This is a genomic window from Chthonobacter albigriseus, from assembly GCF_013839445.1.
In the GTDB taxonomy this organism is placed as follows: Bacteria; Pseudomonadota; Alphaproteobacteria; order Rhizobiales; family Pleomorphomonadaceae; genus Chthonobacter; species Chthonobacter albigriseus.
In genome coordinates this window covers 116,777-128,669 of record NZ_JACDIT010000007.1, presented here as the reverse complement: position 1 = coordinate 128,669, position 11,893 = coordinate 116,777, and the positions used below count along the sequence as shown (strand labels likewise).

11 protein-coding genes are annotated in these 11,893 nt (G+C 67.2%); 5 read left to right on the top strand and 6 right to left on the bottom strand.

Features of this window, described 5'->3' with window-relative positions:
• The first annotated feature begins 204 nt into the window (after positions 1-204).
• On the top strand, positions 205-1,389 hold the full coding sequence (gene rnd, locus HZ321_RS17280) for a ribonuclease D (RefSeq protein ID WP_181703639.1): 1,185 nt from the start codon (positions 205-207) through the stop codon (positions 1,387-1,389).
• Positions 1,390-1,426: 37 nt separating this feature from the next.
• Here the strand turns inward: rnd and HZ321_RS17275 are convergent, their stop codons facing one another.
• The 5 genes from HZ321_RS17275 to HZ321_RS17255 form a co-directional block, all read right to left on the bottom strand.
• Positions 1,427-2,908 (bottom strand): Ppx/GppA phosphatase family protein, encoded by a 1,482-nt coding sequence (locus tag HZ321_RS17275; RefSeq protein WP_181703638.1) that lies wholly within the window; start codon positions 2,906-2,908, stop codon positions 1,427-1,429.
• A 22-nt stretch (positions 2,909-2,930) separates the two neighbouring features.
• Positions 2,931-5,114: an RNA degradosome polyphosphate kinase gene (locus tag HZ321_RS17270; RefSeq protein WP_181703723.1), complete on the bottom strand. Its 2,184-nt coding sequence runs from the start codon at positions 5,112-5,114 to the stop codon at positions 2,931-2,933.
• A 134-nt stretch (positions 5,115-5,248) separates the two neighbouring features.
• A complete protein-coding gene (locus tag HZ321_RS17265) occupies positions 5,249-5,938 on the bottom strand; it encodes a P-loop NTPase family protein (protein WP_181703637.1) in 690 nt (229 codons plus the stop codon).
• Positions 5,935-7,071, bottom strand: a complete 1,137-nt coding sequence (locus tag HZ321_RS17260) for an AI-2E family transporter (RefSeq protein WP_181703636.1) — start codon at positions 7,069-7,071, stop codon at positions 5,935-5,937. The genes HZ321_RS17265 and HZ321_RS17260 overlap by 4 nt, the downstream gene beginning before the upstream one ends.
• Positions 7,068-7,637 carry a CDP-alcohol phosphatidyltransferase family protein gene (locus HZ321_RS17255; protein ID WP_181703635.1) on the bottom strand — a complete coding sequence of 190 codons (570 nt, stop codon included), beginning with the start codon at positions 7,635-7,637 and terminating at the stop codon, positions 7,068-7,070. Before HZ321_RS17255 ends, HZ321_RS17260 begins: the two co-directional genes overlap by 4 nt.
• A gap of 210 nt (positions 7,638-7,847) precedes the next feature.
• On the opposite strand from HZ321_RS17255, the gene purM reads away from it, so the two are divergent.
• Positions 7,848-8,921: a phosphoribosylformylglycinamidine cyclo-ligase gene (gene purM, locus HZ321_RS17250; RefSeq protein WP_181703634.1), complete on the top strand. Its 1,074-nt coding sequence runs from the start codon at positions 7,848-7,850 to the stop codon at positions 8,919-8,921.
• Between the two features lie 2 nt (positions 8,922-8,923).
• A complete protein-coding gene (gene purN / locus HZ321_RS17245; RefSeq protein WP_181703633.1) occupies positions 8,924-9,601 on the top strand; it encodes a phosphoribosylglycinamide formyltransferase in 678 nt (225 codons plus the stop codon).
• Here purN and HZ321_RS17240 read toward each other — a convergent pair.
• A complete protein-coding gene (locus HZ321_RS17240; RefSeq protein WP_181703632.1) occupies positions 9,596-9,901 on the bottom strand; it encodes a hypothetical protein in 306 nt (101 codons plus the stop codon). The genes purN and HZ321_RS17240 overlap by 6 nt on opposite strands.
• A 216-nt stretch (positions 9,902-10,117) precedes the next feature.
• Here HZ321_RS17240 and HZ321_RS17235 point away from each other — a divergent pair, with 216 nt between their 5' ends.
• Positions 10,118-10,435, top strand: coding sequence for a hypothetical protein (locus tag HZ321_RS17235; protein ID WP_181703631.1), 318 nt, complete (start codon positions 10,118-10,120; stop codon positions 10,433-10,435).
• On the top strand, positions 10,432-11,889 hold the full coding sequence (locus HZ321_RS17230; RefSeq protein WP_194304053.1) for a methyl-accepting chemotaxis protein: 1,458 nt from the start codon (positions 10,432-10,434) through the stop codon (positions 11,887-11,889). Before HZ321_RS17235 ends, HZ321_RS17230 begins: the two co-directional genes overlap by 4 nt.
• The last annotated feature ends 4 nt before the right edge of the window (positions 11,890-11,893 follow it).

The following is an 11,893-nucleotide window of genomic DNA, read 5'->3' as shown; positions in this document are numbered from 1 at the left end:
GGCGGAGCAAAGCCGGAAGGGCTGGTCCGCGCGGGCCGGAAAAGCGCACGCCGACCCGCATTTGTCAAGGATCAGCGGGTTTTCACCGGGCTGCATGCAGGGTTTGGACGCACCGATCGCCGACCGCCGGGAACCGCCATTTTGCCTCGAAACCCCGTGCAGACACGTCGCCACGATTCGGCTATATCTCGGCCAGCCATGACGATGATCACCACAACCGCCGCCCTCGCCGCTGCCTGCACCGATTTCGCCCGCTATGACGCCGTAACGGTCGACACCGAGTTCCTCCGCGAGACCACCTTCTGGCCCAAGCTCTGCCTCATCCAGATGGCAAGCCCGGACGCGGCTGTCGTCGTCGATGCCCTTGCGCCGGACCTCGATCTCGGCCCCTTCTTCGACCTGATGCGCAACGAGAAGGTCGTGAAGGTCTTCCACGCCGCGCGCCAGGATATCGAGATCGTCTGGCACCTCGGCGGCTTCGTTCCGCATCCCGTGTTCGACACCCAGGTCGCGGCCATGGTCTGCGGCTTCGGCGATTCCATCTCCTACGACCAGTTGGTGGCCCGCATCAGCGGCGCCCACATCGACAAGTCGCACCGCTTCACCGACTGGTCGCGCCGGCCGCTGTCCCAGCACCAGCTCACCTACGCGATCGCCGACGTCACCCATCTGCGCGACGTCTACCGCTTCCTCAAGGCCAACCTGGAGGAGCAGGGACGCGCCGACTGGGTGCTGGAGGAGATGGAGGTCCTCACCTCCGAGGGTACCTACAGGTCCGAGCCGGACGAAGCCTGGCAGCGGCTGAAGATGCGTGTGAAGAAGCCACGCGAATTGATCGTCATGAAGGAAGTCGCCGCCTGGCGCGAGCGCGAGGCGCAGACCCGGGACGTGCCGCGCTCGCGCGTCCTGAAGGACGATACGATCTACGAGATCGCCACCCAGGCGCCGACCGATCCGGCCAGACTCGCCGAACTCCGCACGATCCCGAAGGGTTTCGAGCGCTCACGTGCCGGCGAGGAGATCGTCGCCGCCGTCCGCCTCGCCCTCGAGACGCCCAAGGAGCAGTGGCCGCGCATGCCCAAGGGCCGCCACGCACCCGAGGGCGCCGGCGCCGCGGTGGACCTCATGAAGGTTCTGCTCAAGCTCGTCAGCGAGAACGAAGGCGTCGCCGCCAAGATCATCGCGACCGTCGACGACCTGGAGGAGATCGCGGCCAGCAACGACGCGGACGTGCCCGCCCTCAAAGGCTGGCGCCGCGAGTTGTTCGGCGAACAGGCTCTGCGCGTGAAGCGCGGAGAGCTGGCTCTGACCTTCGACGGCAAGAAGGTGGTCATGGTCGAAGGACCGGGCCTCGCCAAACCGGTCGACGGCCGGCAGGCGGCCGAATAGTCGGGCGCCGCCGCCGTCATGGCGGCCGGTGGCCCCCTCAGCCCACCACCCGGATCGCCCCTTCGCGTCCGCCGCCGATCTTGGCGAGCGACGACAGCCGCTTCAGCAGCCGCTCGCCGACGATGTCGGCAAGGTCCGGCGGCACCTGCAGCACCAGCGTATCGCCGTCCATGACAAGCTGGGTGCGGGGGATCACCCCGGGCATCGACGCGGACACCAGGTAGGCGACCCGGAGCGCGGCGCCGAGCGTCCGGGCACGCTCCTTCAGCCGCGTGGAGCAGAGCTCGCGGATGCGCGGACTGACCGCCTCGTCCACCAGCCCCACGTGCCGGTAGTAGATCGCCAGCGCCAGGTAGGCACGTCCGGGATGGTCGATTCCGATGAAGGACGCGTTGGCCAGGATCGACAGCGTCTGCTCGCCGCGATAGTCCGGGTGAGCCCGCCAGCCGATGTCGGAAACGAGGCAGCCTGCGATCCGCAGCCGCTCCTCCTCCGCGGTCTCGTCGATCCCCAGTTCGGCGAAGGCATGCCCCACCCAGGGGATCAGCTCCTCGGCGTGCTGCGGCGAGCGCGAGCGCAGATAGGCCAATTCGGCGCAGGCCTCGATTAACGGATCCTGCGTCATCTCCTCCTCGGAGAGCAGTTCGTAGAGGTGCCCTTCCCGCACGCCGAGCGCGGAGATGACCACCTGCGACGGCTGCACCGTCCTGATCACCTGCTCCAGCACCAGCGCGCCGAACGGCAGCAGCTCGCGCCGTGCCTTGGAGACCACGTCGATCTGGTCGAGCGCCTCGGGCGCACGCCGCGCGACCATGCGGGCGAAATCCAGTGCCTCGTCCGCCCGGATGGCGTAGTGGTGCATGACGTGCAGCGGATAGCCGATCTCGAACATGTGCAGGCGCGCGAACGACCGCCACGTCCCGCCCACGGCGAAGAATGTCGAGCCTTTCGCATCGAGGCCGTCGCCGGCGTCGGCCAGCGCCTCGGCCACGATCTTCTCAGCCTTGCGGATCGATCCCTCGGACGCCTCCTCCAGCCGGATGCCGCCGAGAGGGAAGGTCCGCCCCTGCCCCACCTTCCCGTTGGCCACCTGCACGAGTTCCAGGCTGCCGCCGCCGAGGTCGCCCACCACGCCGCGCGGCTTGTGGAAGCCCGACAGGATGCCGTAGGCGGAGAGCCGGGCCTCGTCGGCCCCGGACAGCAGCGTGACCTTCACGCCGCAGATCTTCTCCACCGCCTTCAGGAACTCCGGTCCGTTCGCCGCGTCCCGCGAGGCCGCCGTCGCCAGGATATGAAGCTCCACCGAGCCGCTCTGGTCGGAAAGAAATTTGAACCGCCGGATCGCGGCAAGCGCCTGCTGCACGGAATCCGTGCGAAGCTTGCCGGTGCTGGCCAGCCCCTTGCCGAGACCGGCCATGACCTTCTCGTTGAAGAGCATCGTCGGCGAACGCGACAGGCGTTCGTAGATCACAAGCCGGACCGAGTTGGACCCGATGTCGATGACGGCGATCGGCCCCATCCCTTTCAGGCGGCCCGGTGCCTCACGTCCCTCGAGTGCGTTGGCGGCGACGTACGATCGGTTTGGGAGAATCGGTTTCAAGCGAGTGTCCGCGGCCGGAGAGCGACGGGTTTGTCATGAAGTATTGATGCGCGTTGAAGGGCTCGTCGCCCTCCTCCGGCACGATGCGTTCATGGCTCCCGTCCGGCAGCAGGCGCCAGCTCTGCTGATTGTCCCTGATGTTGGCGACCATGATCTGGTCGACAACCTGCGCATGGACCGTCGCGGTCGTGAGCGGCACCAGAACCTCGACGCGCCGGTCCAGGTTCCGTTGCATCATGTCGGCGGACCCGATGTAGACCGTCGCCCGGTGCGAAGGCAAGCCGTGACCATTGCCGAAACAGAAGATCCGGCTGTGCTCCAGGAAACGCCCGACGATGGACTTGACCCGGACGTTCTCCGACAGCCCCTTGATGCCGGGGCGGAGGCAGCAGATGCCGCGCACGATGATGTCGATATGCACGCCCGCCATCGACGCCTTGTAGAGCGCGTCGATCACTTGCGGGTCGACCAGGCTGTTCATCTTCATCCAGATTGCCGCCGGCCGCCCGGCGTTGGCATGCTCGATCTCCGCGTCGATGCACTCGATGATCGTCTTGCGCAGCGTCATCGGGCTCATGGCGAGCGCGTTCAGCTTCTGCGGCTCGGCATAGCCGGTGATGAAGTTGAAGATTCGGGCGACGTCGTGGGCGATCGGCTTGTCGGCCGTGAAGTAGGACAGGTCCGTGTAGATGCGCGCGGTGATCGGGTGGTAGTTGCCTGTACCGAGGTGGCAGTAGGTCGTCAGCCCCGTCGCCTCGCGCCGGACCACCATCGACAGCTTGGCGTGGGTCTTCAGCTCGATGAAGCCGAACACCACCTGCACGCCGGCCCGCTCCAGGTCCCGCGCCCAGCGGATGTTCGCCTCTTCGTCGAACCGCGCCTTCAGCTCGACCAGCGCCGTCACGGACTTGCCGGCCTCCGCCGCCTCGATCAGCGCCCTGACGATCGGGCTGTCGGACGAGGTGCGGTAGAGCGTCTGCTTGATCGCGATGACGTCGGGATCGGCCGCAGCCTGCCGCAGGAACTGCACCACCACGTCGAAGCTCTCGTAGGGGTGGTGGACGACGATGTCCTTCTGCCGGATCGCGGCGAAGCAGTCGCCGCCGTGCTCGCGGATCCGCTCCGGGAACCGCGGCGCGTAGGGAACGAACTTCAGTTCCGGGCGATCCAGCGCGACGAGCTGGCTGAGCTCGTTGAGCGCCAGCGCTCCGTCCATCAGGAACACCTCGTCGTGTGTCGTCCCGAGCGCCTCGGCGACGAAGTCGCGCAGTGCGGCCGGCATCGAGCTCTCGAATTCAGCGCGGATCACCGATCCCCGCCGACGGCGCTTCAGCGCCGTCTCGAACAGACGGACGAGGTCTTCCGCCTCCTCCTCCACTTCGATGTCGCTGTCGCGGATGATCCGGAATGCGCCCTGCCCCAGCACGCGATAGCCTGGGAAGAGCCGGCTGATGAACAACGAGACCAGCGTCTCGGCCATGATGAAGCGGTGCACCGCCGGCGTCTCGCCCCGGTCCGGCAACCGCACGAAACGATCCACCTTGGCGGCCATGCGGATCAGCGCCGTCATCCGCTCGTCGTCCCGGTTGCGCTCCAGGTCCAACGCCAGCGTGAACCCGAGGTTCGGGATGAACGGGAAGGGATGCGCCGGATCGACGGCAAGCGGCGTCAGCACCGGGAAAACGGACGAGAGAAAGTAGTCCTCGATCCAGGCGTATTCCTCGGGCGTCAGGTCCTCACCCGACACGATGACGATGCCGACTTCGGACAGCTCTTGCCGCAGCTTCACCCAGCGTCGCTGCTGGGAGGCCGCCAGTTGGGCTGCGGCGTCGGAGATCTTGGCCAGTTGCTCGGCCGGCGTCAGTCCGTCGTCGGAGAGCGTGTTCACGTCCTCCCGGATCTGCCCCTTGATGCCGGCGACGCGCACCATGAAGAACTCGTCCAGATTGTTGGCCGAGATCGACAGGAAGCGCAGCCGCTCCAGCAGCGGGTGATGGGGATTCTCGGACTCCTCCAGAACGCGCCGGTTGAACCCGAGCCACGAGAGTTCGCGATTGATGAAGCGCGAAGGACTGCCGATCAGATCTCCCGGGCTTTTCACGGCCGCGGGGACGGGATCCGCCATCAGGGAGGTCTGTTCCAACTCTCTCGTCTCCACCTTGATCTCCCCGTCGGCAGGTCAGCTCGACCTGAGCATCCGATCTTTATCCGGAGAGTATGACGGTTCTTCCGCACCCGCGACGGATAAAACCGCGTCCGTCAATCGTCCGCTTCACTACCGACGCCGAGGAATTCGGCGGCCATGGCTTTGGTGACGCGGCGCCCCCGCGCGAGAGATTCCCGGTCGAGCGCCTCCACAATCCGGTTTGCCGCCGCGAAGGAGCGCTCCATGCGTGCGAGCACGAAGTCGATCAGACCGATGTCGGGCTCCATCTGGCGATCGGAGAACAGCTTGACGAGCACGCGCCGCAAGAGGTCGTCGTCTGGTGGGCCGAGGATCGCCGGCTGCGCCGCCCGAAGCCGCGAGAGCAGGTCCGGCAGCGTCAGGCCCCAGTCGGCCGGTACGCTGTGCGCCGTGATGAGTACCGACGCGCCCCGCCCGCGGGCGGCGTTGAGCAGGTGGAACAGCGCCGTCTCGTCCATCGCCGGATCGTCCGCATCCTCCACCGCGACGGCCCCGCGGCCGACCAGCTTCATCGGATCCTGTCCGGCGAGATCCTCCGCGACGACGATCGGCGCCGCGCTCCGATCAGCCCAGGCGCGTGCGAGATGGCTCTTGCCGGACCCGGATGGCCCGATCAGGAGCACCACCAGGGCCGGCCAATCCGGCCAGGCGTCGATGAAGGACGTGGCGTCGGCGTTGGATTCGCCGACAAGAAAATCCGCGCGTCCGAGGGCTGCCTCATGAGGAAGGGCCAGCGGCAGTTGCTTCGGGCGTCCGTTGCTCATTCCTCGGATCCATGCTGTCGGGGCAGGAGGGTCAGCGGTTTTCCCGTGGGATCCGGCGCGACCAGGGTGCTCGTGTAGCGCCCCCGGTAGAGCGGACTGCCGAGATACTGGGTGAGCGCGAAGCGGGCGAGGACGCCGACTGCCGTGGCGGCCGGCACCGCGACCAGCATGCCCACGAAGCCGAACATCGCGCCGAACGCGAACAGGGCGAACATCAGCCAGACGGGATGCAGGCCGACGCTGTCACCGACGAGCTTGGGCTGCAGGATGTTGCCCTCGATGAACTGCCCGCTGGCGAACACACCCGCCACGACCAGCACCCAGGTCCAGTCCGGCCAGAACTGCACGATCGCGACACCGATGGCGATGATGCCGCCGAGGATCGACCCGACGTAGGGGATGAAGCTGATCAGCCCGGCGAACATGCCGATCAGCAGCGCGAAGTTGAGCCCCGTCAACGACAGCCCGATGGCATAGTAGATGCCGAGGATGGTGGACACCGACACCTGGCCGCGGACGAAGTTGGAAACGCCCTCGTCCATCTGCCGGGCGAGCTCCCGGATCGTCGCCTGGTGATCGCGCGGCAGCCAGCCGTCGACCTTGCGGACCATGCGATCCCAGTCGAGCAGCATGTAGAAGGCCACCACCGGCGTCACCACGAGCAGCGACACGACCGACATCAGGGCCTGCCCGCCGTTCCACAACGACGAGAGGATCTGGCCGACCCAGCCCGCACCCTGGTTCACGATGTCGCCGAGCGAGCCCTTCACGTCCTGCGGCGACATCCGCAGCATGTCGCGGATGCGGCCCCCGGCGATCTCGTTGAGGAACAGCTGCAGGCGGTTCACGTAGTCCGGGATGTTCTGCAGGAACCCGCCCAACTGCTCACCGAGGATGGGGGTCAGCGTGATGAGCAGGACGATCGCCACCACCACGAACAGAACCAGGATCAGCACCGTCGCCAGAAGGCGCGACATGCCCATCCGCTCCAGCCGGTCGGCGACCGGATCGAGCAGGTAGGCCAGCGCCATGCCGGCCACGAAGGGCAGCAGCACGCCGGAGAAGATGTAGAGAAACAGGATCACCACGACAGCCGTGGCGATCCAAAACAGGATGGTCGACCTCAAGCTCACCCGTCTTCCCCCATCTTGGGCCCGGCGCCGCCGGGTTCGCCCATGTGCCGGACCCACTCGATGAGGTAGGCCGCAGCGGACGCGATCGTCAAGGCGGCGACGGTCCAGGCCAGGAGATCCGGTGTCAGCCCGAGCCTCCAGCCGAAGGCGAGGTCGGCCAGCGACACCGACGCGAACACGATCTGGAAAGCCGTGTTGGCTTTCGACACGAAGATCGGCTTGATGCTGACCGGCCGCGAGATCCCCCACGACAGCAGCACCGCACCGATGATCAGAACATCGCGGCTCACCACCAGCACCGCCAGCCAGGCGGGCGCATAGCCGATGATCGCCAGCGTCACATAGATGGAAACCAGCAGCGCCTTGTCCGCGATCGGATCGAGGTAGGCGCCGAGCGCGCTCGACTGCCCCTTCACGTGCCGGGCGATCGCCCCGTCCACCGCGTCGGAGATGCCCGCCGCGACGAACACGGCGAAGGCCATGCCGTAGGAGTGCTCCAGGATGAGCATGACCACGGCCGGGACGGCGATCAGACGTGCGATCGTGATCAGGTTGGGAACCGTCAAGCCGGTCTCTTCCTCGGGTCTGCTCGCGCCGCGTTGCGCGTGCCTTGCGATCATGTGGACGGAAAAGGCGCCGATTTGAAGGGTTGAAGCGTCGCTCTCCTCGCTTTCCCCTTGAATCCGGGGGCATGGCTCGTCAATCGTCTTGCCAAACCACTCCGATTGAGGTTTGACCGCGGCTCTGGAAGGCGAGCAGGCGAAGGACGAACCCTCATGGCCGACGAGACAAGGTCGAACGGTCTGACCTACCGCGACGCTGGCGTCGACATCGATGCGGGGAACGCGCTCGTTGACCGGATCAAGCCGCTGGTCAAGGCCACCCGCCGCATCGGCGCCGACGCCGACATCGGCGGCTTCGGCGGCCTCTTCGATCTGAAAGCCTGCGGGTTCAAGGATCCCGTACTTGTCGCCGCAAACGACGGCGTGGGCACCAAGCTGCGCGTCGCGATCGAAGCCGGCATCCACCGCACCGTCGGCATCGACCTCGTCGCCATGAGCGTCAACGACCTCGTCGTGCAAGGCGCCGAGCCTTTGTTCTTCCTGGATTATTTCGCCACCGGCAAGCTGTCGGTCGACACCGCCGCCGACGTCATCGCCGGCATTGCCGACGGCTGTCGAACCGCCGGCTGCGCGCTGATCGGCGGCGAGACGGCCGAGATGCCCGGCATGTACGCCGACGGCGACTACGACCTCGCCGGCTTCGCCGTCGGCGCGGCGGAGCGCACCGGCATCCTCCCTGCCCCCACCGTTGGCCCCGGTGATGTCATCCTCGGCCTCGCTTCATCTGGCGCGCATTCGAACGGCTACTCGCTTGTTCGCAAGGTCGTCGAACGGGCCGGCTTGTCCTATGGGGACGAAGCGCCCTTCGCGCCGGGCCGCAGCCTCGGCGAGGTGCTCCTCGAGCCGACGCGCATCTACGTCAAGCCGGTGCTGGCGGCCATCCGCGATACCGGCGCCGTCAAGGCCCTCGCCCACATCACCGGCGGCGGCTTCGTCGACAACATCCCCCGCGTGCTCCCGGACAAGGTCTCCGCCCGCGTAGACCTCTCCGCCGTGCCGGCGCTCCCGGTTTTCGGCTGGCTCGCGCGAACCGCCGGCATCGACCAGTCCGAGATGGTGCGCACCTTCAACTGCGGTGTCGGCATGATCGTCGTCGTCGCCGAAGCCGATGCGGAGGCCGTCTCGGCAGTGCTCTCGCGCGAGGGCGAGACTGTCGTCCGCCTCGGCCGCCTGGAGGCCGACGCTGAGGGCCCGCGGACGCTCTTCACTGGCAGCCTGAGCCTCTGACCATGACCAGCGCCGCCGCCAAGCGCCGCCTCGGCGTGCTCATCTCCGGCCGCGGTTCCAACATGCTGGCGCTGGCCGCCGCCGCCGCCGAGCCCGGATTTCCCGCCGAGATCGCCTGCGTGATCGCCAACAAGGCGGACGCCGCCGGCCTGGGTCTTGCCACCGCGCGCGGCATACCGGCGATCGCCGTGGCCCACCGCGACTACCCCGACAAGGTGGCCTTCGAGCAGGCGATGACGGCGGAACTGGAGGCGCGCGGCGTCGAGCTGGTCTGTCTCGCCGGCTTCATGCGCCTGCTCTCGCCCTGGTTCATCGACCGCTGGCGGGATCGCCTGATCAACATCCACCCCTCCCTGCTGCCGGCCTACAAGGGCCTCGACACGCATGCGCGGGCGCTCGCCGACGGCGTCAGGATCGCCGGCTGCACGGTCCACTATGTCCGTGCCGAGGTGGACACCGGCCCGATCGTCGCCCAGGCTGCCGTGCCGGTTCTGCCCGGCGATACGCCCGACAGCCTTGCGGCGCGAATCCTGACCGCCGAGCACAGGCTCTATTCCTATGCGGTTGCCATGATCGCCACGGGGGCCGCTGTGGTCCACGGGGATCGCGTCGACATCGACCCGGCCCGCGCCGGCGACGGGACCGCCCGCCTCTTCGCGCCCGCGCTTCCAGCGCTATGACGGTTTGAAGCAGGCCGCGATCGCCGCCTGGATCGTCTTGGTCTGCGGACCGGTCAACCCGCCTGAACGGGGCTCCTGGAAGCTGTCGCCCTCTTGTGTGGCCATCGCGGTTTTCGTCGCGCAGCGGCAGTTCTCGATCATCTTCTGACGGTTGATGTCCTTCACGCCGAACTGCTGGTAGACGCAGGAATCCAGGAACCTGCGCTCCAGGGTCTCGCGCGAGATCGTGTCCGCCAACGCGACGCCGACCCCCGGCGTCACACAGGCCAATAGGCAGATCGCCGAAACGAATCTGGTCATATCCAACTCTTCAGGAATCAGCGGGCGCGCCGCGCGCCAGCTTGACACTTTTTTACTGGAGCGGCGGGGAAACGCAACGGACCGGTTGTTTCGGCACCCGGTCCCCGCCCGCGTAAGCGGCTCGCAGTATTCGGAAAACTTTGGCTGACGTGGCGAAGTTTTGCCAAACTTTAACGGTGCAAGATGCAAATTCCGGGAAATCTACAGTGGTTCCCAGTGAAAACGATCGCGTCCGTCACCTCGCAAGCACTGCTCTGCACTCTCGCCGTTCTGGCGATCGCGCTGTCGCCCAAGCCGGGCGGCCACGTGGCCGTCATACTCGGCCCGGGGTCGTCCGAACCGGCGGCCGTCGGAGCGATTGCCGCCGCGGACGGTCTTCTGGTCGACGGGACAGGGCAATCTTGGATCGTTGTCGCACGGTCTGACAACCCCGACTTCGTTTCGGCGCTCTACGCCGCCGGCGCTTGGCTGGTGATCGATGCCGGTTTCGGGTTCGGCTGCACAAACAAGGATGTGAAGGAAACACGCTCATGACGACCCTGGACCAGCTCCGCCGGACGTTCGGCCCCGCATTGATCGCCTTTCTCTGGCTGAACGTCGCCATTCTCGGGGGCATCGCGCTGATCGGCGGCGCATCGTCCGGCTGGATCGGCCTCGCCGGCGGCGCCGTAATCGCACTCGGCGCAACGATGTCCTGGCTGTCCGACCGCACCGGCGTCGCCACCCGCGTCTCCACGTCGATCGCCGCCTCCGCCCTGGTGGCGGTGATGGTCTACCAGGCCGCGGGCCACCCCTATCAGATCGACCTGCACATGTACTTCTTCGCCATGCTGGCGGTGGTCGCCGGCTGGTGCGACTGGCGGGCGATCATCGCCAACGCGGCCTTCACCGCGGTTCACCACCTCGTTCTGAACTATGCCCTGCCCTCCGCCGTGTTCCCGGCCGCGGAGCCGGACCTCGCGCGCGTCCTTCTGCACGCCGTGATCGTCGTGCTCCAGACCGGCACCCTGGCCTGGATCGTCTGGAACCTGGACCACGCGTTCGTCACCTCCGACAACGCCCTTGCGGAGGCGACCGTCGCCCAGCAGTCCGCCGCCACGCTGGCGAACGAGCAGCAGCAGCACGCCGAGAAGGAGGCGCGGATCCGCGCGAGCGTCGAGGCCTCGGTGGCAAACTTCCGCTCCGAGGTGAGCGAACTCGTCTCTCGGCTGCGCAGCCAGGCCGACCAGATGGACACCACTGCCGACAAGCTGACCGGCATTGCCGCCGATGCCTCGCGCAGCGCCGGCGAGGCGGCATCCAGCTCGCTCGAAGCGTCCCGCAACGTGGGCACCGTTGCCGCGGCCGCCGAGGAAATGACGTCCAGCATCGGCGAGATGACCGATCACGTGGTGAAGGCGAAGTCCGTCGTCGACGAGACGATGTCGTCCGTCCAGCGCACGACTGCCGACGTGGCGACCCTCGCCTCCGAGGCCGAACGGATCGGCGAGGTCCTCAACATCATCCAGGACATCGCCGGCCAGACCAACCTCCTGGCGCTGAACGCCACCATCGAGGCCGCGCGCGCTGGCGAGATGGGCAGGGGTTTCGCCGTGGTCGCCGCCGAGGTGAAGAACCTCGCCAACCAGACCACCCGCGCGACCGAGGACATCGCCAACCGGATCGCCGCGATCTCGGCGTCCACCCGCGGCGCGGTCGATGCCATCCAGGGCATCTCGACCCGGATCGAGGAGGTTGCGAACTTCACCGCGTCGATCGCCGGCGCCATGGAGCAGCAGCGCGCGGTGACGGAGGAGATCGCCCAGAACGTCAGCCATGCCTCCGACGGTACGGCCCGCGTCGCCGCGGTCTCCGAGCGCTCCGACAAGGCGGCGTCCGAAACGAACCGCTCGGCCCTTGCAGTCCGAGCCGCGGTGGCCGACGTGATGACCGTCACCGACCAGCTGGACCGTCAGATCCAGTCCTTCGTCCGCAGCATCGCGGCCTGACCTG

Excerpts from the sequence above, each read along its gene's own strand:
- HZ321_RS17265 (WP_181703637.1), bottom strand. The coding sequence starts at position 5,938 with ATGAGCAACGGACGCCCGAAGCAACTGCCGCTGGCCCTTCCTCATGAG.
- rnd (WP_181703639.1), top strand. The coding sequence starts at position 205 with ATGATCACCACAACCGCCGCCCTCGCCGCTGCCTGCACCGATTTCGCC.
- purN (WP_181703633.1), top strand. The coding sequence starts at position 8,924 with ATGACCAGCGCCGCCGCCAAGCGCCGCCTCGGCGTGCTCATCTCCGGC.
- HZ321_RS17230 (WP_194304053.1), top strand. The coding sequence starts at position 10,432 with ATGACGACCCTGGACCAGCTCCGCCGGACGTTCGGCCCCGCATTGATC.
- HZ321_RS17275 (WP_181703638.1), bottom strand. The coding sequence starts at position 2,908 with ATGGGGCCGATCGCCGTCATCGACATCGGGTCCAACTCGGTCCGGCTT.
- purM (WP_181703634.1), top strand. The coding sequence starts at position 7,848 with ATGGCCGACGAGACAAGGTCGAACGGTCTGACCTACCGCGACGCTGGC.
- HZ321_RS17270 (WP_181703723.1), bottom strand. The coding sequence starts at position 5,114 with ATGGCGGATCCCGTCCCCGCGGCCGTGAAAAGCCCGGGAGATCTGATC.
- HZ321_RS17240 (WP_181703632.1), bottom strand. The coding sequence starts at position 9,901 with ATGACCAGATTCGTTTCGGCGATCTGCCTATTGGCCTGTGTGACGCCG.